Origin of the sequence: Thauera carbonicopians (assembly GCF_025699485.1) — a bacterium.
GTDB lineage: Bacteria > Pseudomonadota > Gammaproteobacteria > Burkholderiales > Rhodocyclaceae > Thauera.
The window spans coordinates 1-24,121 of sequence record NZ_JANUXN010000008.1; the positions used below are offsets into that span (position 1 = coordinate 1).

23 protein-coding genes are annotated in these 24,121 nt (G+C 68.1%); 13 read left to right on the forward strand and 10 right to left on the reverse strand.

All coding sequences use genetic code 11. The annotated features are described in order from the left end of the window. Positions 1-203 precede the first annotated feature (203 nt). Entirely contained in the window at positions 204-407 is a 204-nt protein-coding gene (locus tag NX068_RS11685) for a heavy-metal-associated domain-containing protein (protein ID WP_263461443.1), read from the reverse strand. Positions 408-655: 248 nt separating this feature from the next. Between NX068_RS11685 and NX068_RS11690 the strand changes: the two genes are divergently transcribed. Further along, positions 656-3,220, forward strand: a complete 2,565-nt coding sequence (locus NX068_RS11690) for an EAL domain-containing protein (RefSeq protein ID WP_263461444.1) — start codon at positions 656-658, stop codon at positions 3,218-3,220. A gap of 9 nt (positions 3,221-3,229) precedes the next feature. On the opposite strand, the gene NX068_RS11695 is transcribed toward NX068_RS11690, so the two are convergent. From NX068_RS11695 to lysM, 6 genes are all read right to left on the reverse strand, one after another. Beyond that, positions 3,230-4,030, reverse strand: coding sequence for an EcsC family protein (locus NX068_RS11695; RefSeq protein ID WP_263461445.1), 801 nt, complete (start codon positions 4,028-4,030; stop codon positions 3,230-3,232). Positions 4,031-4,104: 74 nt separating this feature from the next. Continuing rightward, a complete protein-coding gene (locus NX068_RS11700; RefSeq protein ID WP_263461446.1) occupies positions 4,105-4,773 on the reverse strand; it encodes a DsbA family oxidoreductase in 669 nt (222 codons plus the stop codon). Between the two features lie 64 nt (positions 4,774-4,837). Next, positions 4,838-6,247, reverse strand: coding sequence for a prephenate-dependent tRNA uridine(34) hydroxylase TrhP (gene trhP / locus NX068_RS11705; protein ID WP_263461447.1), 1,410 nt, complete (start codon positions 6,245-6,247; stop codon positions 4,838-4,840). A gap of 94 nt (positions 6,248-6,341) precedes the next feature. After that, the gene (locus NX068_RS11710; protein WP_263461448.1) at positions 6,342-7,640 is read right to left on the reverse strand and encodes a TIGR03862 family flavoprotein; all 1,299 of its coding nucleotides are present in this window, start codon (positions 7,638-7,640) and stop codon (positions 6,342-6,344) included. A gap of 37 nt (positions 7,641-7,677) precedes the next feature. Further along, a complete protein-coding gene (locus NX068_RS11715) occupies positions 7,678-8,103 on the reverse strand; it encodes an acyl-CoA thioesterase (RefSeq protein ID WP_263461449.1) in 426 nt (141 codons plus the stop codon). A gap of 99 nt (positions 8,104-8,202) precedes the next feature. Next, positions 8,203-8,685 carry a peptidoglycan-binding protein LysM gene (gene lysM, locus NX068_RS11720; RefSeq protein WP_263461450.1) on the reverse strand — a complete coding sequence of 161 codons (483 nt, stop codon included), beginning with the start codon at positions 8,683-8,685 and terminating at the stop codon, positions 8,203-8,205. Between the two features lie 181 nt (positions 8,686-8,866). On the opposite strand from lysM, the gene NX068_RS11725 reads away from it, so the two are divergent. The 4 genes from NX068_RS11725 (at position 8,867) to NX068_RS11740 (ending at position 14,239) form a co-directional block, all read left to right on the forward strand. Next, positions 8,867-9,352 carry an OmpA family protein gene (locus NX068_RS11725; RefSeq protein ID WP_263461451.1) on the forward strand — a complete coding sequence of 162 codons (486 nt, stop codon included), beginning with the start codon at positions 8,867-8,869 and terminating at the stop codon, positions 9,350-9,352. Positions 9,353-9,693: 341 nt separating this feature from the next. After that, complete coding sequence (gene gdhA, locus NX068_RS11730; protein ID WP_263461452.1) at positions 9,694-11,037, forward strand: NADP-specific glutamate dehydrogenase; 1,344 nt, start codon at positions 9,694-9,696, stop codon at positions 11,035-11,037. Between the two features lie 151 nt (positions 11,038-11,188). Then, positions 11,189-11,830 (forward strand): MBL fold metallo-hydrolase, encoded by a 642-nt coding sequence (locus NX068_RS11735; RefSeq protein ID WP_263461453.1) that lies wholly within the window; start codon positions 11,189-11,191, stop codon positions 11,828-11,830. A gap of 165 nt (positions 11,831-11,995) precedes the next feature. Then, on the forward strand, positions 11,996-14,239 hold the full coding sequence (locus NX068_RS11740; RefSeq protein WP_263461454.1) for a hypothetical protein: 2,244 nt from the start codon (positions 11,996-11,998) through the stop codon (positions 14,237-14,239). Positions 14,240-14,275: 36 nt separating this feature from the next. Here the strand turns inward: NX068_RS11740 and NX068_RS11745 are convergent, their stop codons facing one another. Continuing rightward, positions 14,276-14,896 carry a trimeric intracellular cation channel family protein gene (locus NX068_RS11745; protein WP_263461455.1) on the reverse strand — a complete coding sequence of 207 codons (621 nt, stop codon included), beginning with the start codon at positions 14,894-14,896 and terminating at the stop codon, positions 14,276-14,278. Between the two features lie 182 nt (positions 14,897-15,078). Here NX068_RS11745 and NX068_RS11750 point away from each other — a divergent pair, with 182 nt between their 5' ends. The 6 genes from NX068_RS11750 (at position 15,079) to NX068_RS11775 (ending at position 20,602) form a co-directional block, all read left to right on the forward strand. Then, the gene (locus NX068_RS11750) at positions 15,079-16,053 is read left to right on the forward strand and encodes an NAD(P)H-dependent flavin oxidoreductase (protein WP_263461456.1); all 975 of its coding nucleotides are present in this window, start codon (positions 15,079-15,081) and stop codon (positions 16,051-16,053) included. Between the two features lie 117 nt (positions 16,054-16,170). Then, complete coding sequence (locus NX068_RS11755) at positions 16,171-17,046, forward strand: branched-chain amino acid ABC transporter permease (RefSeq protein ID WP_263461457.1); 876 nt, start codon at positions 16,171-16,173, stop codon at positions 17,044-17,046. Further along, positions 17,043-17,990 (forward strand): branched-chain amino acid ABC transporter permease, encoded by a 948-nt coding sequence (locus NX068_RS11760; protein WP_263461458.1) that lies wholly within the window; start codon positions 17,043-17,045, stop codon positions 17,988-17,990. The genes NX068_RS11755 and NX068_RS11760 overlap by 4 nt, the downstream gene beginning before the upstream one ends. Before the next feature lie 94 nt (positions 17,991-18,084). Next, positions 18,085-19,251, forward strand: coding sequence for an ABC transporter substrate-binding protein (locus NX068_RS11765; RefSeq protein WP_263461594.1), 1,167 nt, complete (start codon positions 18,085-18,087; stop codon positions 19,249-19,251). Positions 19,252-19,337: 86 nt separating this feature from the next. Continuing rightward, positions 19,338-19,997 (forward strand): flavin prenyltransferase UbiX, encoded by a 660-nt coding sequence (locus NX068_RS11770; protein ID WP_263461459.1) that lies wholly within the window; start codon positions 19,338-19,340, stop codon positions 19,995-19,997. Further along, positions 19,994-20,602 carry an LON peptidase substrate-binding domain-containing protein gene (locus NX068_RS11775; protein ID WP_263461460.1) on the forward strand — a complete coding sequence of 203 codons (609 nt, stop codon included), beginning with the start codon at positions 19,994-19,996 and terminating at the stop codon, positions 20,600-20,602. The genes NX068_RS11770 and NX068_RS11775 overlap by 4 nt, the downstream gene beginning before the upstream one ends. Positions 20,603-20,634: 32 nt before the next feature. On the opposite strand, the gene mutY is transcribed toward NX068_RS11775, so the two are convergent. After that, a complete protein-coding gene (gene mutY / locus NX068_RS11780) occupies positions 20,635-21,711 on the reverse strand; it encodes an A/G-specific adenine glycosylase (RefSeq protein ID WP_263461461.1) in 1,077 nt (358 codons plus the stop codon). 130 nt (positions 21,712-21,841) lie between these two features. Here mutY and NX068_RS11785 point away from each other — a divergent pair, with 130 nt between their 5' ends. After that, a complete protein-coding gene (locus NX068_RS11785; protein ID WP_263461462.1) occupies positions 21,842-22,351 on the forward strand; it encodes a flavin reductase family protein in 510 nt (169 codons plus the stop codon). Here the strand turns inward: NX068_RS11785 and NX068_RS11790 are convergent. Continuing rightward, positions 22,330-23,535: a hypothetical protein gene (locus tag NX068_RS11790; RefSeq protein WP_263461463.1), complete on the reverse strand. Its 1,206-nt coding sequence runs from the start codon at positions 23,533-23,535 to the stop codon at positions 22,330-22,332. The two genes, NX068_RS11785 and NX068_RS11790, sit on opposite strands and share 22 nt — an antisense overlap. A gap of 164 nt (positions 23,536-23,699) precedes the next feature. Here NX068_RS11790 and NX068_RS11795 point away from each other — a divergent pair, with 164 nt between their 5' ends. Continuing rightward, entirely contained in the window at positions 23,700-24,017 is a 318-nt protein-coding gene (locus NX068_RS11795; protein WP_263461595.1) for an HU family DNA-binding protein, read from the forward strand. The last annotated feature ends 104 nt before the right edge of the window (positions 24,018-24,121 follow it).

Below are 24,121 nucleotides of genomic sequence, written 5' to 3' on the forward strand. Positions count from 1 at the left end.
CAGGACCGTGAAACACAAACGCGCCGATGATAGTGAGGCCCGCCCTCGTGAAAGTAGGTCATCGTCAGACTAACTACACCACGCCAACGCCCGAGCACCCAAAAACAGGTCTCGGGCGTTCGTGCGTGGACCCGCGAATCACGCGGGCCTCATGTACATGGGCAGATGGATTCGCAGCTTCTGCCCGGGTTTCGACAAGCGCCTCAGCGAGCGCCGAAACCGGCGTCCTCGATCGCCTGGTAGATGTCTGCCGATGAAACGAAATCGCCATGCTCGATCGTCGCCTCGCCGGTTTCGAACAGGATTTCCAGATAACCGATGCCCGGCAGGTCCTGGATGGCGTTGGTGACCAGGCGCAGACATTGCTCGTCCTGCATGCCGCTGATGATCAGAGTGGTCGTTTGCATGGAAAATGCTCCGCTTGAGTGTCCGGTGAGCGGTCGTGCGATGTTTGCCGACCCCAGGGGCCGATGATACTGGAGGCGATATTGGTGGCGGAGAAAGCTGTCCATGCTGCGGAAAGCCGGGAAACACCGGCTCGTACAAAGTGCGCGTATTCTGCAAGCCGGGAGCCAGGCGTGGATGTCGGTGCGAAAATCGGCACCGTACGCAAAGCCGATTCGAACAGCCTTTCCCCCGATCCCGCGAACTAGCGATGAACTTTCCTGACGATTCTTTTGGTGACATGCTCGAAAAGGAGTTTCGCCTGCTTCCCGCCGGTACCTTGACGGCAGGCGCGATTGCGCACGGCGATCTGCTCGAGTGTGCGCCTGGCCTGTCGCTGTGCGAAGCGGCGCGCCTGATGAGTGAACGCCGCGTCAGCTCGATTCTCGTCGTGGAGGAAGGGCAGGTCCTCGGTATCTGGACCGAGCGGGACGGCCTGGCGATCGACTTCACCGACCCGGCGGTCTTCTTCCGGCCGATTTCCGAGGTCATGAGCACCCCGGTACGTGCTGTAGCCGCGGCCATGAGTCTGCATGAACTGACCCAGCGCTTCCGCGAAGAGCAGATGCGCCACTATCTGGTGGTGGATGAAGAAAGCGGGCGGCGCTGCGGCATCGTGTCCTTGTCCGACATCGTGCTCAACCAGGGAGTCGAGCATTATCTCAAGCTGCGCAAGGTCGACTCGCTGATCAAAGGCGGCCTGCGAGTGCTGCCTGCAGATACCCCGATGGCCGAGGCCACCCGTCTGATGCGCGAAGCTGCACTCGATGCGGTGGTGGTGGATTTCGGTGCCGACCTCGCTGCCAAGGCGCAAGGGCGCTACGGGATCATGACCGAGCGTGATGTCATGCGGCTGGTGGCAAGGAAGCAGGTGGGCCTTGCGATCGGCGAACTGGCAAGCCGTCCGCTGGTGACGGTCGATGAGCACTACAGCCTGTACCGCGCCCGGGCAATGATGACAGAGCGCCGCATCCGCCACATCGGTGTGCTGCACAGCGATGGCTCGCTGGCCGATGTGATCAGCTTCCGCGACATCCTGGGCAGCATGGAGCTGGCCTATGTCGACGAACTGCAGCAGGCATTGCATGAATCGGACCGCGCCCTGAGTCATTCGCGGCGCAACCTGCATCTGGCGGAGCAGGTCATCGAGAGCTCGCTCGAAGGCATCATGGTCACCGATGCCCAGGGCCTGATCATCTCGGTCAACCCCGCGTTCAGCCGGCTCACCGGCTATAAGGCCGAAGAAGTCGTCGGCCGCAACCCTTCGCTGTTGTCGTCCGGCAGGCAGAGCCCGGCTTTCTATGCCCGCATGTGGGCATCCCTGCAGGCCGAGGGCAAGTGGCAGGGAGAAATCTGGAACAGGCGCAAGTCGGGCGAGATCTATCCGGAGCTTCTCCACATCACGGCGATCAGGGACGAGCAGGGGCATGTGAGCCACTATGCGGCCGTGTTCACCGACATCACCTTGCTGAAGGAAACCGAGGCCCGCATCCGCGATCTTGCCTACTACGACCCATTGACAGGCTTGCCGAACCGGCGTCTGCTGGAAGACCGCCTGCAGGTCGAACTGTCGCATGCGGCACGGATGTGCAGCCGGCTGGCGGTGATGTTCGTCGATCTCGATCGTTTCAAGCGCATCAACGACAGCCTGGGGCATGAAATCGGTGATCGTGTGCTGGTGGAAGTTGCCAGTCGCATCCGTCTCTGCCTCAGGGATGACGACACGGTCGCGCGCATGGGTGGGGACGAGTTCATCGTTCTCCTCGGCAATCTCGCCCAGCCGGATGCCGCCGCGGCGACTGCGCGCCGCATCGTTGCGGCCTTGCGCCGGCCGGTCGCCATCGATGGCCGCGAGCTGGTGGTGACGACCAGCATCGGCATCAGCATCTACCCGGACGATTCAGCCGATTCGGCGACGTTGATCAAGAATGCCGACATCGCCATGTACCGGGCAAAGGAAGAGGGGCGCAACAGTTTCCAGCTCTACCAGCCGGCGATGAACGCCCGCAGCCTGGAGCATCTGGCGCTCGAGACCGCGCTGCACGGCGCCTTGCAGCGCGACCAGTTGCTGCTGCACTTTCAGCCGCTGGTCCGGGCGGATACTGGCGAACCGGTTGCGGTCGAGGCCTTGCTGCGCTGGCAGCACCCCGAACTGGGCCTGGTATCGCCGGCGGACTTCATCTCCCTGGCCGAGGAAACGGGCCTGATCGTGCCGATCGGCGAATGGGTGCTGCGCCACGCCTGTCTCTGCCACGGCAGGTGGCGCGAGGACGAGCGGACGCCGTTGCGCATGATGGTGAATATCTCGGCACGGCAGTTCCGCCAGGAAGGCTTCGTCGACATGGTCCGGCGCGTGCTGCACGAGACGGCAATGGAGCCCTCGCTGCTGACGCTCGAACTGACCGAAAGCATGCTGATGGACGACACCGAAGCGTCGGTGCTGCGGATGCAGAAGCTGCGTGAACTCGGGGTCAGTCTGGCGCTGGACGATTTCGGCACCGGCTATTCGTCGCTGGCCTACCTGAAGGATTTCCCGATCGACGAACTGAAGATCGACCGCCTTTTCGTTCGCGGCATCGACCGCAATGTGCGCGACGCCGCGCTGGCGTCGGCGATCATTTCTCTTGGCCACAGCCTGGGCTTGAGGGTGGTGGCCGAGGGCGTCGAAACCCGCGCCCATCTCGACGTGCTGCAGCGGCATGGCTGCGATCTGGCCCAGGGCTTCCATTTCAGCAAGCCCTTGCCGTGGCAAACCTTCGTGGCAATGTACGGATAAGGCTTCTGCTCAGGCCGTGCCCGGGTCGAGAGTCTGCCAGGCCGCATGCACGGCTTCTGCGCCGTAGGCCCGTTCCAGCCGGCGCACGGTGAAATGACCGCGGCTGACGTCCTGGAAGTGGTTCATGAACATCAGGTTGATGCCGGCGCCGGCCGCCGCGCCGATGCCGGGCACCAGCATGCCGGCGGCCTTCTGTGTGAGCTGCACCTTGTATCGTGCGGCGACCATCGTAATCAGCCGCACCAGTGCCGGTGCGCCCTCGCTGGTCAGGCCTTTTTCGGCCAGGTGGCGAGCCGCTTCGCCCACCGTGGTCGCCAGCGCCGCGCGCACGGCGTAGTAGCCGGATTCTGTCGCATCGTCGCTGCGGCTGGTGCCGCCCAAGGCAAAGACTTCCAGCGCCGCCAGCCGTGCCTGGGCGCTGCCGATGTCCTCGCCTTCGGCACGGGCGATGTCGAGGATGGCGCGCATGATCAGCACCGTCGACACCGGAATCTCCACTGCCAGCCCCGCCAGGCCGAAAGCTCCGCCCGCCCCGCCGCTGACCGAGCCGAGCAGCTTGTGCAGCCGGGGCGAAGCATCGCGTGCCTCGGGTTTCAGCGTCCTGGCGGCGGTTTCCAGCGCTTTCAGCAAGGCATCGTGCGCAAGCGCGCCGACGCGGCCGCGCCAGCTTGCCGGCAGGCGCGCAATGCCCTTTTCCAGCGGACTGCCGACCAGGTTGCTCAGCCGGGCGGCGAGGCTGGGCCGGTCGAGCAGTACGCGGGCGCGGGCCAGTTCGTCGAGGTCGGCAGGAGAAAGCAGAAGTGTGCTCATGCGGCGCAAGGCTATGGATGTGTTCCTGCTGCGTCAGACGCCGCGCGGCAGCGGGCGTTCCGCGGCGGGATGGCTTACGACGGCCTGCCGGCTTCCAGCGACTGCAGGATCGCCGCACCCAGCACTGCCGCCGATTGCGCTCCCGACGCTGCCAGCTTGCGGTTGAAGATGAAGAAGGGCACGCCCTCGACGCCCTGCTTGCGCACGCCTTCGGCCATGCGCCTGATCTTGTCGATGTCCTCGCGGCCGTCGAGCCATTCGCGCACCGTGTCGCGCCGCTCGCCGTTGGCGGCAGCGATGTCGGTCAGCGTGTCCTTGTCGCCGATGTCGCGGCCTTCCTGGAAATAGGCGGCGAACAGCGCGCCGGCCAGCGCCTGGATACGCGCCGGCGTCTGGCCGACAGCTTGGGCACGGTACATCAGGCGGTGCGCCTGCAGCGTGTTGGGACGGGTACGGATGCGTTCGAAGGCGTAAGTCAGGCCATCCTCGGCGGCCGCCTCACTCACCTTGGCGAGTACGGCGTCGGCCTTCAGCGGGCCGCCGAACTTCGCTTCGAGGAATTCGCGATAAGGCTCGCCGGCTGCCGGCGTGTCGGGATTCAGGAAGAAGGGCAGCCAGTTGATGCGGATGTCGAGGTCGGGCCGGCTGGATTTCACTTCTTCGATTGCGCGGTCGAGCCGTACCTTGCCGAGAAAGCACCAGGGGCAGACGAAGTCGGAAACGAGGTCGATGTTCAGGATCATGGCAGTGGGGGCTGGAGCGACGGGAATGGGGCGAGGATGATGAAGAAGGGCCGGCGGCGCCGGATCAGAGGAAGCGCGCGATGAAACAGGGCTGCGCCGGATCGGCGCCGGCGGGCAGCGGCAACCACACGCGCCGGCCGCTGCCGGGGATGCGTTCCACGGTGCTGCCATCGGCTGTCAGGATGCGATCGAGCCTCAATTCATGGTTGCCGTCCGGCTGCACGAACTCCAGCCGGTCGCCGACGCCGAAGCCGTTCTTGACTTCGACTTCCACCAGGCTGCGTCCGGCATCGTAGCCGACCATTTCAGCGACCAGCAGGTTGCGGCCCGATTCGGAGTGGCCGCGCAGGTAGTTCTGATGCTCGGGCGTATGGTGGCGCTGGTAGAAGCCGTCGGTGTAGCCCCGGCTGGCGAGGCCTTCGAGTTCGCTGAGCAGGCGGGGGTCGAAGGGGCGGCCGGCGACCGCGTCGTCGATCGCGCGGCGATAGCCCTGGCTGGCGCGGGCGACGTAGTAGGGGCTCTTGGTGCGGCCTTCGATCTTCAGCGAATCGACGCCGATCTCCACCAGCCGCTGCACGTGCTCGATCGCGCGCAGATCCCTGGAGTTCAGGATGTAGGTGCCGTGCTCGTCTTCCTCGATCGGCATCAGCTCGCCGGGGCGGGTGCCTTCCTCCAGCAGCCAGACCTTGCTGCCGCCGATGTGGCGCGGCCCGCCGCCGAGTGCCAGGCCTTGCGCGGTGTCGAGCCGGCTGCGGGTGGCGGTGCCGACGGCGCCCGAGTCCTTCGGGTTGCCGATCGGGGTGTCGCCGCAGGCCTGCACGTCGCCGGCGGCGTTCTCGTCGGCGGCGTGCAGCTTGTAGTCCCAGCGGCAGGAGTTGGTGCAGCTGCCCTGGTTGGGGTCGCGGTGGTTGAAGTAGCCCGACAGCAGGCAGCGGCCCGAGTAGGCGATGCACAGCGCGCCATGGACGAAGACTTCCAGCTCCATGTCCGGACAGGCGTCGCGGATCTCGGCGACTTCGTCGAGCGACAGCTCGCGCGACAGGATGATGCGCTTGATGCCGGCCGACTGCCAGAAGCGCACCGAAGCGTAGTTGGTGGTGTTGGCCTGCACCGACAGGTGGATGTCCGTCTCGGGCCAGCGCTCGCGCACCATCATCATCAGCCCGGGATCGGCCATGATCAGCGCGTCGGGCTTCAGTTCCATCACCGGCGCCATGTCTTCCTCGAAGCTGCGGATCTTGGCGTTGTGCGGGTAGATGTTGGCGACGAGGTAGAACAGCTTGCCTGCCGCGCGCGCCTCGGCCATGCCTGCGGCCAGGGTGTCGAGCTGGCCGAAGCTGTTGTTGCGCACGCGCAGCGAATAGCGCGGCTGGCCGGCATAGACGGCATCGGCACCGTAGGCGAAGGCGGTGCGCATCATGTCGAGCGTGCCGGCAGGGGCGAGCAGTTCCGGGCGGCAGGGAGTGTGAAGCATGTATTTGAATTTTATGAAGGTTCGGTGAGGGCGGGATTGTAAGCCCTAATGCCCGGCAGCGTCGGGGCCGGTGGAAGGCCCCGGGCAAACGAGTTCAGGCGGTGTCGGCCGGCGCCTGCACGATCCAGTCGGCCAGTCCTCGTGCGGCTGCCAGGCCGGTGGCGAAGCAGGCGGTCAGCAGGTAGCCGCCGGTGGGCGCTTCCCAGTCCAGCATTTCGCCGGCGACGAACACGCCCGGCCGCGCGCGCAGCATCAGCCTGTCGTCCAGCGACTCGAAGCGGATGCCGCCGGCGCTGCTGATGGCTTCGTCGAGCGGCCGCGCTGCCGCCAGCTTCACGGGCAGGGCCTTGATGCCGGCCGCGAGCCGGGCAGGGTCGGCGAATGCGTCTGGCGGCAGGCATTCGCGCAACAGCGCGGCCTTGATGCCCTTGATGCCGGTCTGGCCCTGCAGGTGGCTGGCCATCGAGCGGCTGCCGCGGGGGCGGGCGAGTTCGGCGGCCAGGCGTTCCCGGCTGCGCCCGGGCGCCAGATCGAGTTCCAGCGCGGTCCGGCCGTGTGCCGAGATCGTGTCGCGCAAGGCGGCGGACAGCGCGTAGATCAGCCCGCCTTCGATGCCGGTCGCCGAGATCAGGCACTCGCCGGCGCGTTCATGGCACTGGCCGTCGGCGGCGGCAAGGCGGCCGACCACGTTCTTGAGCGGCTGGCCCTTGAAGCGGGCGAGGAAATGCGCGCTCCAGCCGGCCGCGACGTCGAAGCCGCAGTTTGCCGGCTGCAGCTCCGCGACCTCGACGCCGAGTGCGCGCAGGCAGGGGACCCAGGCCCCGTCCGAGCCGAACTTCGCCCAGCTGCCGCCGCCCAGCGCGAGCAGCACGGCGTCGGCTTCGACACGTCGCTCGTCATCCGGGGTGGAAAAGCGCAGCAATTGGCGAGTGCCGGTGGGCTCGTCGGCCCAGCCCAGCCAGCGGTGCCGGACTTCGAAGCGCACGCCGGCGCTGCGCAGCCGTGCCAGCCAGGCGCGCAGCAGCGGTGCGGCTTTCATTTCCTGCGGAAACACGCGGCCCGAGCTGCCGACGAAGGTTTCCACGCCCAGGCCATGCGCCCAGTCGCGCAAGGCCTGTGGCCCGAAGGTGCGGATCATCGGTTCGAGCACGCTGCGCCTGGCACCGTAGCGCGACAGGAAGCTGTCGAGCGCCTCGCCGTGGGTCAGATTGAGGCCACCGCGTCCGGCGAGCAGGAATTTGCGGCCGACCGAGGGCATCGCGTCGAAGACCGTGACCGCCATGCCGGCGGCCGCAAGCGCTTCTGCCGCGATCAGCCCGGCCGGCCCGCCGCCGATGACGGCGACCTGGCGGAGCAAGCGCGGAGGGGCGGCAGCCCCGGAAGCCGTCGTCATCGGCGGGACGGCCGCGCGGGACGATGCCGCGGCTGCTTCACGCCGGAAAGCGGCGGCGGAAGCCGTCCGGCACGGGGGCCTTGCTGCGCTGGCCGTAGTCGAAGAAGACGATGCCGGTCTTGCCGTGCGCGATCTCGCGCCCGCTGGCCTCGTCCGTCATGCGCCATGCGAGGTCGCAGCCGAAATCGTGGAAGTCGTGCGCGGCCATCTCGACCACCATCGTCTCGCCGTAGAAGGCTTCCGAGCGGTAGCGTGCGGCGACGTCGGCGACGATGATGCCCAGCCCTTCGACGTCCAGCTCGGTATAGCCCATCGACTTCAGGAAACGTACCCTGGCCTCCGACACTAGGCCGAGCAACTGGGCGTTGTCGAGGTGACGGCCGTGGTTGATGTGCGTGATCAGCAGCGGGATCTGGGTGCGGAAGGGAAAGGCGTCGGGCAGTGCGATGAGGGTGCGGGCCATGCTGGGCGGTTCCGGATGTCGGCGTGTGAACGGGATACGGCCCGGGCGTTGCCGTCCGGGCCGTGCGCTTGAGTGCGGCCTCGGGCGGCCGCCGGCATCTCAGGCCTGCGGCGGAATGCGCAGCACCTGGCCCGGATAAATCTTGTCCGGATGCGATAGCATCGGCTTGTTGGCCTCGAAGATCACCGGATACTTGTTGGCGTTGCCGTAGAACTTCTTGGCGATCGCCGACAGCGTGTCGCCGCGCACCACGGTGTGGAACTGGGCTTCCGCCTCGCTGCGGGCGACGCTCATGCGGTCTTCGACCTTGGACACGCCGGCGACGTTGCCCGCGGCGAGCAGGATCTTCTCGCGCGTCGCCTGGTCGGGTGCGGTACCCGACACGGTGACGACCGAGGCCGCGCCGTCGAACTCGACCGCCAGATCGGCCGGTGCCAGTTGCAGGGAGCTGATGTAGTTGTGGATCGCGGATGCGGCCTTGGCATTGGCGGCCGCCGCATCCGGCGCCGCTGCGGCGGCCTTGGCTTCACCGCTGCCGAAGAGCTTTTCGCCGGCTTCCTTGACGAAATCGAACAGTCCCATGTGACTCCCTCCTGGTTGGCTGTAACGCGAGGCGTCCAGCATAGACGATTCCCTTGCCGCCGGTCCATGCCGAAGCTGTTCGGCGCGTCAATGCAGTCTGTTGCAGAGTGTGCGATGGCGTTCAGGTAGAATCGCGCGGTTCATTCCGTCTTTTCATTTTCTTGTCAGGAGAGTGCAGCACATGTTCGATCAGGAAGACAGCGACCTGGGCGTCGTCATGGGCGTGGTGTTCGGCATCATCGCGCTGGTCATCGCCTTCGTCATCGGCCTCGGCGTGTACCAGCAGCGTTCGGTGCAGGCGGCTGCGCCGGTCGCGGTGGCCGAGGATATTTTCGTCGACGTGGCCGAAGTCGGCGAGCCGCTGGTGAAGATCTATTTCGATCTGGGCCAGACCGCGCTGCCGGCGACTGGGCCGGAGCAGATCGCCACCGTGCTTGCCGCGCTGGAAGTCGCACCTGAAGCGAACGTGCTGCTGTCGGGCTTCCATGACGAGACCGGCGGTGCGGCGGTCAATGCCGAAGTGGCCAGGCAGCGTGCGCTGTCGGTGCGTGATGCGCTGGTCGCCGCAGGCGTCCCCGAAGCCCGTGTGCTGATGCGCCGTCCGGCGGTGACCCTGGGCGGCAGCGATGCTACCGAAGCGCGCCGGGTCGAGGCACGCGTGCAGTAAGCGAGGCGCGGCAAGCGGCGCGAGACAAAGTCGAGAGGCTGCAACAGGAGGCTGCAACAGGAGGCCGGGCACTTGCCCGGCTTTTTGTTTTCCGCTACAGGGTCATCCCGGGCTGCGGATGCCTGCCATCGTGCAGGGGCCTGCTTGGCCCCGATCTGGTGCGCACGCACCGATGGTGTGCGATCGAGCTGTTTTCTGCCCGAAATCTCTCGCCTTGGCGCGAAAAATGCACCATTTTGGCGAATCTTGATGCACAATATTAGGGAATCCACGCGACTGCCTCGGGTAAAACCGAGGCAGTCGCGTGCGCGTGTCCATCCATTAACAGGCGAAGCGTCATCATGAAATATCAGTCTCTCGAGGAGTTCCTGGCATACGTTGAGCAGCGTAACCCCGGCCAACCTGAATACCTGCAGGCGGTCAGCGAAGTCATGGAGAGCCTCTGGCCCTTCATTTCCGCCAACAAACGCTATGCCGAGCATTCCCTCCTCGACCGTCTGATCGAACCCGAGCGCGTGATCATGTTCCGTGTGTCCTGGGTGGATGACAAGGGCGACGTCCAGGTCAATCGTGGCTACCGCATCCAGCACAGCTCGGCGATCGGCCCCTACAAGGGCGGCCTGCGTTTCCACCCCTCGGTAAACCTGTCGATCCTGAAGTTCCTTGCCTTCGAGCAGACCTTCAAGAATGCGCTGACCACGCTGCCGATGGGCGGCGGCAAGGGCGGCTCCGACTTCGATCCGAAGGGCCGCAGCCCGGGCGAAGTCATGCGCTTCTGCCAGGCCTTCATGAGCGAACTGTATCGCCACGTCGGGCCCGACACCGACGTGCCGGCCGGCGACATCGGCGTCGGCGGCCGCGAAGTCGGCTTCATGGCCGGCATGATGAAGAAGCTGTCGAACAACGCCGCCTGCGTGTTCACCGGCAAGGGCCTGACTTTCGGCGGCTCGCTGATCCGTCCGGAATCGACCGGCTACGGCACCGTCTATTTCGCCAACGCGATGCTCGAGCACGCCGGCCGCGACATCAAGGGCATGCGCGTGGCGGTGTCCGGTTCGGGCAACGTCGCCCAGTACGCGATCGAGAAGCTGCTCGAACTCGGCGCCAAGCCGATCACCTGCTCGGATTCGAGCGGCACCGTGATCGATGAGGAAGGCTTCACTGCCGAGAAGCTCGCGGTGCTGATGGAGGTCAAGAATCACCTCTACGGCCGTGTGTCCGACTATGCCGAGCGCGTCGGCGCCCGCTTCGAACCCAAGGTGCGTCCGTGGCACGTGCCGGTCGAGGTCGCGCTGCCCTGCGCCACCCAGAACGAGCTCGATGCCAACGACGCCGCCACGCTGGTCAAGAACGGCGTGGTCGCGGTCGCCGAAGGCGCCAACATGCCGAGCACCGCCGAAGCCGTGAAGATCTTCGAGAACAACGGCGTGCTGTACGCGCCGGGCAAGGCCTCGAACGCCGGCGGCGTGGCGACGTCCGGCCTGGAAATGAGCCAGAACGCGATGCGCATCTCGTGGACCCGCGAGGAAGTCGACGCCCGCCTGAAGGAGATCATGCTCGGCATCCACGCCGCCTGCCTCAAGTACGGCAAGCGCGAGGACGGCAGTGTCAGCTATGCCGACGGCGCCAACGTCGCCGGCTTCGTCAAGGTGGCCGAGGCGATGCAGGCCCAGGGCGTGATCTGATCGCCTGAGCCGCACGGGGCCAGCCGCGCCCCATGCATCTGCAAACCCGCTCGCCGCGCCAAGTGCCGGCCAGCGGGTTTTTGCGTTCACCGGCCCGTTCGGGTCGATCGGTTAAACTGCCGCCGATTTCAGGCTTTCAGGAGTGTCATCCATGGTTCAGGCCAGCATCGTCCCGGTCACCCCCTTTCAGCAGAACTGCAGCATCCTGTGGTGCGAGCGCACGAAGAAGGCGGCCGTCGTGGACCCCGGCGGTGACATCGAGCGCATCCTCGCCGCGGTGCAGGAGCTGGGCGTGACGGTCGACAAGATCCTGATCACCCATGGCCACATCGACCACGCCGGCGGCGCGGCAAAGCTGGCGCGCGAACTCGGGGTGCCGATCGAAGGCCCGCAGGAGGAAGACCGCTTCTGGATCGAAGGCATGGCGCAGCAGAGCAGGATGTTCGGCTTTCCGGACGTCGAGACTTTCGAGCCCGACCGCTGGCTGCACGACGGCGACACTGTCAGCATCGGCGACGAGCGCTTCGACGTCATCCACACGCCCGGCCATACGCCCGGCCACGTCGTGTTCGTGCACCCGGGCGCGCGCCTGGCCGTCGTCGGCGACGTGCTGTTCGCCGGCTCCATCGGCCGCACCGACTTCCCGCGCGGCGACCACCAGACCCTGATCCGCTCGATCCGCGACAAGCTGTTCCCGCTGGGTGACGACATCACCTTCATCCCGGGGCACGGTCCCACCTCGACTTTCGGCGAGGAGCGCGAGAGCAATCCTTTCGTCGGCGCTTATGGCTGAGGCCGGCGAGCTGCGGCCGACGCGGGTGACCGGCCAGGGCGACCGGCCGGGTGCGGCTGACCGCTTCGGGCAACCGGACTCTTGCCCGCCCCGCTGATCCAGCGCAGTATTTCGCGGCCCGGCGCCCCGGGCAGGGCGCAGATAATCACAGCAGAGGTATGTCAGATGAGCAAGCAGGAAAACAACAAGAATCACCAATGGCGTTTTTTCCGCTCGGGCGGATTCGACCAGGTCCTGATCGAGAACGTGGATGATCTGCGCCACCTCGGCGAACTCGACCAGAAGTTGTGGTCGGTTCTTGCCTGCCCGACGTCCGGCCTGGAATTCGACACCCGTACGCTGCAACTGCTCGACAGCGATGGCGACGGCAGCATCCGCGCGCCGGAGGTGATCGCGGCGGCGGACTGGCTCTGCGCCGTGCTCAAGACACCGGAGGTGCTGTTCCGCGTCGGAGACGGCCTGCCGCTGGAAGCAATCGCCGACGAACACCCCGAGGGCGCCAGGCTGCTGGCGACTGCCCGGAAAGTGCTCGCCTACATGGACAAGCCGGAGGCCGATTCGATCGAGGTGGCCGATTTCGCCGAACCCTCGCGCCTCTTTGCGCCCGGGCACGCCAACGGCGACGGCATCGTGCCTGTCGAATTCGCCGCGAACGAAGTCCAAGCCGCCCTGATCGGCCTGATCATCGAGCATTTCGGTGCTGCCGAGGACCGCAGCGGCCAACCCGGCATCGATCTGGACAAGGTGTCGGCCTTCTTCGCCGCGGTGCAGGACGCCGTCGCCTGGTACGACCAGGCCGCAGCCAGCCCGGATACGGTACTGCCGCTGGGTGAAGGAACGGCCGATGCCGCCGCGGTGTTCGATGCGGTGCGCGCAAAGATCGAGGACTTCTTCACTCGTTGCCGCCTCGCCGCTTTCGACGGCCGTGCCGCCGATGCGCTGAACCCTGCCGACGAGGCCTATGCCGAGCTGAGCTCGCAGGCGCTGGCCACCGACGCCGAAGGCGTGGCCGCGCTGCCGCTGGCCCAGGTCCGCGCCGACCGCGCGCTGCCGCTGGCAGACGGGCTCAACCCCGCCTGGCAGGCGCGCATCGCCGCGCTGCGCGATACGGTCGTGAAGCCCATCCTGGGCGAGCGCAGCGAGCTGTCCCACGCCGAATGGCAGGACATCGCCGCCCGCTTCGATGCCTACCGTGCCTGGCTCGCTGCGCGGCCGGCGACGCCGGTCGCAGCGCTGGACGCCGGGCAACTGCGCGAGCTGCTCGCCGGCACGGCGCAAGCCGAGCTGACGGCGCTGATCGAGCGCGACCTGGCTGCCGAAACCGCCGCAGCCCAGGTCGATGCGCTCGAACGCCTGGTGCGCTACAAGCGCGACTTCATCACCCTGCTGCGCAACTTCGTCACCCTCAGCGACTTCTACGGCGCTGGTGACAAGGCCATCTTCCAGGCCGGCACGCTGTATCTGGACCAGCGCAGTTGCGAGCTTTGCCTGCGTGTGCCGGACATGGCGCGCCATGCCGCGCTCGCCCCCCTTTCCGGCACCTACCTCGTCTATTGCGAATGCGTGCGCCAGGGCGAGGCGCCGATGAACATCGTTGCGGCGATGACCGGCGGCGATGCCGACGAAATGATGGTGCCCGGCCGCAACGGCGTGTTCTACGATCGCCAGGGACGTGACTGGCATGCCAGCGTGGTACAGGTGGTCGAGGCGCCGATCAGCGTGCGCCAGGCCTTTTGGTCGCCCTACAAGCGCATCGCCCGCATGATCGGCGACCAGATCCAGAAGTTTGCCGCATCGCGCGACAAGGCGGTCGAGGACAAGGCCGCCGCGCGCGTCGCCGATGCCGGCGCGAAGGCCGAGGCGCCGGCACCCGCTGCCGCGCCGGCCTTCGACATCGCCAAGTTTGCCGGCATCTTCGCCGCCATCGGCCTCGCGCTGGGTGCGTTGGGCACCGCGCTGGCGGCGGTGGTCACCGGTTTCCTGTCGCTGCCGGCCTGGCAGATGCCGCTCGTCGTCGTCGGCATCATGCTGCTGATTTCCGGGCCGTCGATGCTGCTGGCCTGGCTCAAGCTGCGCCAGCGCAACCTGGGCCCGCTGCTCGATGCCAACGGCTGGGCGGTCAACACCCGTGCGCGTATCAACATCCCGTTCGGCGGCGCGCTGACCGGTGTGGCGAGGCTGCCGGCCGGCGCTTCCCGCACGATGGCCGACCCCTACGCGGAAAAGGAAACGCCGTGGGGCACCTGGCTGTTCCTGCTCGCCGTGGTGATCACGGCGCTGGTGCTGTGGCGCCAGGGCGTGTACGACAGCTTCTTCTCCCAGCCCGAAGCCGAGGCACCGGTGGCGGAGGAAAGCGCAGCGGCGCCTGCCGAGGAAGCGCCCGCAGCACCGCCGGCCGAGGGCGAGTGAAGAACGGGGCCTGCCGGGGCGCTTCGGCGCCCCGCGTCAGGCCCGCGCGCGGAACACCGGCAGGCGCCAGCGGAAGCGTATCGCGCACAGCCGCAGCAGCAGCGTGGTCATGCCGCCCGCCAGTGCGGCCCAGCCGGGGCTGAGGCCATGGGCCATCAAGCCCAGCAGCAACAGCGCACCGAGCCACGAAGCGGTCGCGTACAGCTCGCCGTTGAACACCAGCGGCACTTCGTTGCACAGCACGTCGCGCACGATGCCGCCGAACACGCCGGTGATCACACCCATCAGGCTCGCCACCAGCCACGGCGCACCCATCGCCAGCGCGGCCTCGGTGCCGGACACGGTGAACAACGCCAGCCCGATCGCATCGGGCAGCAGGAACAGCCGCGCCGGCAGGCGCACGCGGCGCACCAGCACGAACGTTGCCAGTCCGGCGATCATCGCCGCGATCAGGTAACTCTGGTCGGCGATCCAGAACACCGTGCGGTCCAGCAGTACGTCGCGCAGCGAGCCGCCGCCGAGTGAAGCCGCCAGCGCCACGACGACGATGCCGAACATGTCGAAAGGCTTGCGCCCGGCATCGAGCACGCCGGCCGCCGCCTGGGCGGCGACGCCGGCGATGCCGATGCCGTAGAGGATGGATTCGATGTCTTGCATGCGGCGAGAGCATAGCATCGGCCGCAGCGCGGAGCAGTGGCGTGTGTCCGCCACGGCATGAAGGTTCGCTGCAGGCGCATCGGGCGAATTTCAAACGACCGTTTGAATTCGGCTCCTGCGGTGCTACAGTCGGTTTTTCCATCCTTGCACGACTTGCGAGAACACGCACAGGAGAACCGCAGATGAGCCTTCCCGCCAGCCTTCATGGCCGTTTCAGCGTGCCGGCGATCGCCGCGCCGATGTTCCTGGTGTCCGGCCCCGAACTGGTCATCGAGACCTGCAAGGCCGGCGTCGCCGGCACCTTCCCGGCGCTGAACGCACGCCCCGCGGCGCAGCTCGACGAATGGCTCACCCGCATCGATGCCGAACTGGCCGCCTTCCGCGCCGCCAATCCCGCCGCGCCCTGCGCGCCGCACGGCGTCAATCTGATCCTGCATGCGTCGAACGCACGCTTGAAGGAAGACCTCGCCACCCTGGTGCGCCATCGCGTGCCGATCGTCATCACCAGCCTGGGCAACCCCGCCGAAGTGGCCGACGTGGTGCACGGCTACGGCGGCCTGGTGCTGTCGGACGTGGTGCACGCCTATCATGCGCGCAAGGCGATCGCGGCCGGCGTGGACGGCATCATCGCGGTGGCGGGCGGCGCCGGCGGGCATGCCGGCGTCCAGAGCACGATCAGCCTGGTGCGCGAGATTCGCGAATTCTGGGACGGCCTGCTGGTGGCCGCCGGGTCGATCTCTGACGGCGCGGCGATCCGTGCGGTCGAGGTGCTGGGCGCCGACCTGGCCTACATGGGCACGCGCTTCATCGCCACGCGCGAATCCATGGCGCAGCCGGAATACAAGCAGATGGTGGTCGAATCCACGCCGGCCGACATCGTCTACACCGACGCCATCTCCGGCGCCAACGCCAACTTCATGTGGCCCAGCCTGGAGCGTGCCGGCTACCGCCGCGAGGAACTGGCCGCAGGTTTCGGCAAGGGCAAGCTGCACGACCTGTCCGAAGAGGCCAAGGCCTGGCGCGACGTCTGGAGTGCGGGCCACGGCGTCGCCACCATCGAAGACGTGCCGGCGACCGCCGAACTGGTGGCGCGGCTCGCCGCCGAATATTGCGCCGCCTGCGCCCTGCCGCCGAGCGCCGCACTGGCGCCGGCCTGAGTTCCGCCCCTGCGGCGGACACGGTTGCCGTCGGCGCCGTGCGCCGCCTGGCATGGTGCCTACCGGGTGCCGGTGCCGGTGCCGGCGCACGGGGCGGATCGGCTATGCTCTGCCCCCATGCTCGCCTTTCTCCAGGTCCTGTCCAGCGGAATCGCCATCGGCTGCGTATATGGCCTGGTGGCGCTGTCCTTCGTGCTGATCTTCAAGGCGACGCAGACGGTCAGCTTCATGCAGGGCGACCTGCTGATGCTGGGCGGTTTCGCCGGACTGGCGCTGCATCTGGCGGCCGGCTGGCCATTGGCGCTGGCGGCACTCGCGGCGGTGCTCGCGGTCGCACTGCTCGGTGCCGGGCTCGAGCGTGCCGTGCTGCGCCGGACCATCGGCCAGCCGCACCTCGTCGCGGTGCTGCTGACCTTCGGCCTCGGCATGATGATGCGCGGCGGCGTGGCCTCGGTGCCGGCGGCTGCGCAGGACATGTACCGCCTGCCGTTCGCCGCCGACACACTCGTCCTCGGCCCGCTGGTGCTGGCCGCCAGCCATCTCTGGGTGATCGGCGCCACCGTGGTGCTGGCGCTGCTGCTCGCCGCCTTCTTCCGCCATACCCGTGCCGGGATCGCGCTGCGCGCCTGCGCCGAGGATGCGCGCAGCGCGGCGCTGATGGGCGTGCCGGTGGCGCGCATGCACACGCTGGCCTGGGCGCTCGGCGCCGGCCTGGCGGCGGTGGCCGGGCTGCTGCTGGCGCCGATTACCTTCGTGCATCTGAACATGGGCTTCATCGCGCTGAAGGCTTTCCCTGCCGCGGTGCTGGGCGGCCTCACCAGCCTGCCGGGCGCGCTGGCCGGCGGCGTGTTTCTCGGCGTGGCCGAGGCGCTGGCAGGCCTGGTGCTGCCCGAGGGCGCCAAGGACGTCGTGCCCTACGTGCTGCTGATGGCGGCACTGCTGCTGTTCCCGACCGGCCTCGCCGGCGGGCGTGGCGGCGGAGACGGGCGATGAGGCGGACGGCAGTGCTGCGCCCCTTGCTGGCCTGGGCGCTGCTGCTGGCGCTTGCGGTGGCCTGGCTGGGCGCCGATTTCGCCTTCGGCCAGGCGACGCTGGTGGCGACCTACGCGATCGCCGGCCTCGGCGTCGTCGTCATCATCGGCCAGGCGGGGCAGATCGTGCTCGGCCAGGGCGCCTTCGTCGCGCTCGGCGCCTACGCCCAGGCGCTGCTGGTGCAGGCGGGCGTGGCGCCGCTGGCGGCCTTGCCGCTTGCCGCCGCGGCCGGCGCGCTGGGCGGTGCGCTGGCGAGCCTGCCGGCCGGGCGGCTCGGCGGCCTGTACTTCGGCATGAGCACGCTGGCTTTCGCACTGATCGTCGAAGAGCTGCTGGTGCGCTGGGAATCGCTGACGCATGGCTCGGCCGGCCTGGTCGTGCCGGCTTTCGGCCTTGCCGGCTGGACCGCCGGCACGCCGGCGGCGCAGGCCGCGATCAGCCTTGCCGTGCTGCTGGCGGTGCTGGCGGTGTGTGCGCGCCTGCTGGCCTCGCGCCTCGGCCGCGCATGGCGCGCCGTTCGCGAGGACGAAGCCGCCGCTGCCGCCTGTGGCATCGCCCCGGCTGCGGCCAAGCTGCGCGCCTTCGCCGTCGGCGGTGCGCTGTCGGGGCTGGCGGGCGGCTTGTATGCGCACTGGATCGGCTTCATCAGCCCCGAGCAGTTCGGCCTGGTGTTTTCCTTCGAACTGCTGATGCTGGCTTTCATCGGCGGCACCCGCCGCCTGGCGGGGGCGGCATGGGGCGCGCTGGTGGTGGTGGCGATTCCGCAACTGATCGCGGTGCTGCGCGATACCCTGCCCGGCGACTGGGCGCGCTCCGCCGGGCTGGAACTGATGCTGTTCGGCGCCGTGGTGGTCGGCGTGGTGCTGCTGCGGCCGCAAGGGCTGGCAGGCGGCAGCGGGCGCTGAAGCCGCGCCTCTTGTCCGCGGAAATGGATCGTCGGAGAATCCGCGCCTCGGGGCAGGCTCCGCCTGTGCCGTGCCACTCAGGAAACACGCCGTGATGAAACGTCTCCGCAGTCTCGCCCTTGCCCTGTCCGCCGTGATGGCGGGCGCACCTGCCCATGCCGCCGAAGCGGCCGGCGTCAGTGAGCGCGAGATCGTCGTCGGCCATGTTTCCGACCTTTCGGGGCCGATCGCGATGCTCGGCACGCCGGTACGCGACGGCATGCTGATGCGCTTCGACGAGGCCAATGCCGCGGGCGGCGTGCATGGCCGCATGCTGCGGCTGGTGGTGGAGGATGCCGGCTACGATCCCAAGCGCGGCGTGCTGGCGGCGCGCAAGCTGGTGCAGCGCGACAAGGCTTTCGCCTTCATCGCCACCATGGGCACGCCGGTGGTGATGGCGACGATGCCGGTGGTGCTCGACGCCGGCCGCCTGCACCTGTTCCCGTTCTCGCCGCACAAGGCCACCTACGAGCCGCTGCATCCGCTCAAGTTCCAGAATTTCGCCCCCTACCAGGACTACATGGAAGCGGCGACGCGGCACATGGTCGAGCGCGGCGACTACCGCCGCAGCTGCCTGCTGTACCAGGATGACGACTACGGCCAGGAAGTCATGCGCGGCGTCGAGGCCGGGCTGGGCAGGCTGGGGCGGCCGTTGGTCGAGCGCACCGGCTACAAGCGCGGCGCCACCGACTTGTCGAGCCAGATCGCGCGCTTGCGCGCGGCCGATTGCGACCTGGTGGTGCTGGCGACGGTGGTGCGCGAGACGGTCGCGGCGATGGCCGAAGCGCGCCGCATCGGCTGGCAGGTCGACATGCTGGTGACGGCCTCGGGCTATTCGGCCCAGACCCACGAACTGGGCGGCGACACGGTCGAAGGCCTGTACGGCGTCAGCGTGCTGCCGCATCCCTATGCCGAAGGCGCCAATCCCCGGCTCGCCGGCTGGATCGAGCGCTACCACGCCCGCTTCGGCACCGCGCCCAACGTCTGGAGCGTGATGGGCTACACGCTGGCCGACATGTTCGTGCGCACCGCCGAGGCCACCGGGCGCGACTTGACGCCCGCAGCGTTCGCGCGCACCCTCGAACGCATCGAATTCGCCGGTGACGATTTCGGCAGCCCGGCCTACCGCTTCAGCGCCGACGACCATCTCGGCAACCGCCATGGCCGTCTGGCGCAGATCCGCAACGGGCGCTGGGAACTGATCACGGACTACCTGCGCTGACTCTCACCGCACCTGGTCAGATCCGGCCGGGGCAGGCGCCTGGCCAGGTCGAGCCCGCAGCAGCCCGCATTCACCCAGGAGCGCCGATGGCCCCCTCTGCTTCCCCTGCCACCAGTCCCCGCACCATCACCGTCGCCTTCACCGGCGCGTCCGGCCTGCCTTACGGCCTGCGCCTGGTCGAGTGCCTGCTGCGGGCGGGCCAGCGGGTCTGGTTGCTGTATTCGCAGGTGGCGCAGATCGTCGCCCGCCAGGAAATGGACTGGAACCTGCCGGCGCGGCCGGCCGAGGTCGAGGCCGAACTGGCCGCCCGCTTCGGCGCCGCCCCCGGCCAGTTGCGCGTGTTCGGCCGCGAGGAATGGTTCGCGCCGCCGGCCTCCGGCTCCAATCCGCCGGATGCGATGGTGGTCTGCCCGTGCACGATGGCGACGCTGGCGGCGATCGCCGGCGGCCTGAGCCAGAACCTGATCGAGCGCGCTGCCGACGTCGTCATCAAGGAAGCGCGCAAGCTGGTGCTGGTGCCGCGCGAAACGCCGTATTCGGCGATCCATCTCGAGAACATGCTCAAGCTCGCGAGGCTGGGGGTATGCATCCTGCCGCCGAATCCCGGCTTCTACCACCATCCGCAAAGCGTGCAGGATCTGGTGGATTTCGTCGTCGCGCGCATCCTGGACCAACTGGGCGTGGAGCACCGGTTGATGGCGCGCTGGGGCGAGGAGGCGGAACGCGCGGGCGAGGCCGGCGAATGAGCTCCACGGCCGAAACGCAGCGCTTGCCGCTGTTTCCGCTCAAGACCGTGCTGTTCCCCGAAGGGATGCTGCCGCTGAGGGTGTTCGAGCCGCGCTACATGGACATGGTGACGCGCTGCATGCGCGAAGGCGAGGCTTTCGGCGTCTGCCTGATCGCCGCCGGCGAAGAGGTCGGTGAAGCCGCGGTGCCGCATCCGGTCGGCACCGAAGCGCACATCGAGCGCTGGGACATGGAGCAGGCCGGCCTGCTCACGCTGCTGGTGCGCGGCGGGCGGCGTTTCCGCGTGCTCGATCATGAAGTCGAGCGCGATGATCTGCTCGTCGCCGAAGTGGGCTGGCTGCCCGAACCGCCGCCGCAAGCCGTGCCTGCCGCCCAGCAGGATCTGCTGCCGCTGCTGCAGAGCATCGTGGCCGAGCTCGGCGAGCGCCTGCCGCCGCCGCACCGCTTCGACGATGCGGCCTGGGTCGGCGCACGCTATGCCGAACTGCTGCCGATCCCGCTGCTGGCCAAGCAGCGCCTGCTCGAGCTGGACGATGCGATCAGCCGGCTGGAGATCGTGCAGCGCTTCCTGAGGGAGCGCGGCCTGCTGCCGGGAATGGCCTGAGCGCGGCCGGCGCTGGGCCCGTGACAGGGAACTCAGCCCGTGAATAGGTCGGGCGCCGCCAGTGCGTCGAGAATCCTGCGCACCGGTGTCGGCAGGGCGGCCTCGTCCAGCGCCGACAGCGGCACCCAGGCCAGCGCGTCGCCGTCCCGGGCACAGGGCCGCGTGTCGGTACGGAGCCGCAGCAGCACCGGCTGCATCTCCAGCACGAAATGAGTGAAAGTGTGGGTCAGGGCGCCGAGCGCCTGGGCCTCGACGGCGTCGAAGCCGAAATGCGAGCGTGCCCAGGCGCTGGTATCGGCCAGTTTGGTCGGAACCTCGGCGGGAATCTCCGGCAGGCTCAGCAGCCCGCCCCAGATGCCCGCCGGCGGGCGGCGCTCCAGCATGACCGCCTCCCGGTGCAGGACCACCGCATAGCGGGCACTGCGCCGCGGCACCGTTTTCTTCGGCCGCGGCGTCGGCAGTTCGCCGACCCGGTTGTCGCGCCGCGCGACGCAGTCGCCGGCGAACGGGCAGCGCTCGCATGCCGGCTTGCCGCGGGTACAGAGCGTGGCGCCCAGATCCATCTGGGCCTGGATGTAGCGGCCGACCTCGTGTGCCGGCAGCAGCGATTCCGCCAGTGCCCACAGCCGGTTCTCCACCGCCTTGTCGCCCGGAAAGCCTTCGACGCCGAAGATGCGGCACAGCACGCGCTTGACGTTGCCGTCGAGGATCGCCGCACGCTCGCCGTAGGCGAAGGCGGCGATCGCCGCTGCGGTCGAGCGGCCGATGCCCGGCAGTTCGGCGATTTCTGCCGCGCTGCGTGGAAACTCGCCGCCGTGCTCGGCCACGATGGCCTGTGCGGCACGATGCAGGTTGCGCGCACGGGCGTAGTAGCCCAGCCCGCTCCACAGCGCCATGACTTCTTCCACCGGTGCCGCCGCCAGGCTTGCGACGTCGGGAAAGCGCGCCAGGAAGCGCGCGTAATAGGGAATCACGGTATCGACCTGGGTCTGCTGCAGCATGATTTCGGACAGCCAGATCCGGTAGGGATCATGTCCGCCCTGCCAGGGCAGGTCGTGCCGGCCGTGGCTGCGCTGCCAGTTGATCAGGCGCTCGGCAAAATCGTTCATGTCACGGTTTTTCCTGTGTTTCTTGTCATGCATCATGGCGTCTGCCCTCGACGCGCCGGCCGCATGCGGCCATAATCCGCGGCTTCGCCAGCATTCCAACAGGCGCGGATCGCACCGCGACGTTTCGTCCATGACCCAGCAGACCGTCCCGCAGCCGGATTTCGGCGAGGATTTCTCCCGCCGCTTCCGCAACGCCCTCGGCATGTTCGCCACCGGGATCACGGTGGTGACCACCCGCACATCGGCGGGCGAGCCGATCGGCCTCACGGTGAATTCCTTCAATTCGGTTTCGCTCGAGCCGCCCCTGGTCGTCTGGAGCCTGTCGAACAGCCTGCCCAGCCGTGAGCTGTTCGAAGGGTGCGAATACTACGCCATCAACGTGCTGGCCGAAGGCCAGGCCGAGTTGTCGCAGCGCTTTGCCGGCCGCATGGGCGAGAAGTTCGCCGGGCTGGAGATCGACGAGGGGCCGGCTGGCGTGCCGCTGCTCAAGGGCTGCTGCGCCCGCTTCATCTGCCGCAACACCGTGCGCCATGCGGGGGGCGACCACATCGTCTTCATCAGCGAGGTGATCGGCTTCGATCGCGACGAGCGTGCGCCGCTGGTGTATTTCGGCGGCAATTATCGGCGCCTGGCGCCCTGAGCGGCCCTGGGGCGTGGCGGGTTTGCGCCGCCGCGCCTTTTCGGTGCTGCATCCGCCAGTTCGATGCGGCAGGGTGTTGCGGGGTCGAGCGCCAGCGCGAGCAGTGACAGGCGGTGCCGTGCGGCCTCGGGCGTTTCCGCAGCCTCGATGCAGGCTTCGCGGCAGAACGCGCCTTGCGGATGAAAATTCCAGGCATCGGCCGGCACGATCGCGCAGTCGGCGATCAGGCCCGCTTCGACGCGCACCCAGCACAGCAGCACGCCGCGTGCCGTACTGACGCGCGCCAGGCCGATGCCGGGCGCTGCCTGCGCCGCATCGAGCATCGGCGGCACGTCGTCGGTGAAGGGGTAGCGCAGCCGGCTGGCGCAGTCGGCCAGGTCGATCGCCTTGGAGAACAGCCGCGCCGATACGCGGTGGCCGCGCTCGAGCAGCAGCCGCACCAGGGGCGACACGGTATGGCGCGCCAGGGGACCGGTTTCGGCGGGTTCGCCGGCGAAGGTCGGCCGGGTGACGAATTCGGCGGCGGGCCAGGTGCCGATGGCGGAAACCCAGGCTGCGGCGCTCAGCTTGCCCAGGATCGGTACGGCGTGCCCTTGGCGGGGCTGGGACGGGCCTAGATTGATCAGCTCGCGCAGCGCGGCGCCGAGGATGCCGCCTCTGTCGGCGCGTTCGGCGAATTCGGCCAGGCTGTGCGGCAGGCGGATGCTGTTGAAGAAGCCACCCAGCATTTCGCGCGCGACCAGGTCGAGGATGTCGCCGCCGAGCTCGAAGCAGGACGCAGTGTCGGTCCGGGTGCTCAGCCGGCGGTGGAATTCGGCGTGGCGGCTCGGCCGGGGATCCATGTCCAGGCACAGCGGCCAGTCGATCAGCAGCTTCTGGAGATGATCGTCGGCGGCTTCGGCGGCAAGTTCGCGTTCGCTCGCGAGCAGGCTGTCGAGGTCGGGAGGAGGCAAGTCGAGTGCAGCGGCAGAAGCCGCGCCGAGTGCGTGGGCATGGGCGCGCTTGCTGTGACCGAGATGCTCGCCGAGGGCTGCGGCGGCGGCTTCGGCAGCAAGCCCGATGACCAGCGCGCCCGGCGGCACCTGTTCCGGCATGGTGATCGTGGTCGACACGACGCATCCGCCGCGGCGATGAGCAGTGATGCGGATGAACGGGTCGCCGTCGGCTGGCGTGTGCTGCGACATGAGGCCCTCGGGGCGCGTATTCCTTCGAGGCGCAAGGATAGCGCGGAAGTCCCCGGTCTGAGTCGTGCGGGTGTTGCCGCATGTGCCGCGTGCATGGAAGATGTCACGCATGTTTGCCGGGAAATGCTCCACAAGCTGCGACGGTGCTAGAATCCGCCGCGTAGATAGGACTTCCCAAACTCCACACACACCAATCGAGGAAAAGCATGAACAAAGGTGAATTCGTCGAAGCGCTGGCCGACCGTCTGGATGTCTCTCGCGCGCAAGCCGATCGTGCGTTGTCCGCCGTGCTCGACATCATCGCCGAGCAACTCGGCAAGGGTGAAAAAGTCGCGTTCACCGGCTTTGGCTCGTTCGAAGTCTCCGAACGCGCTGCCCGTACCGGCCGCAACCCGCAGACCGGTGCGACGATCGAAATCGCCGCATCCAGCGTGCCCAAGTTCACTGCCGGCGCCACGCTGAAGGCCGCGGTCAACAAGTAAGCGCAAGTAAGCAAGTTGTTCCCCGCGGGGGGAGACCTCCGCCAGAACGGGTCTGAGCGCTGGGCGCCAGGCCCGTTTTTCTTGTATCGCGCCTGGCGCGCAGC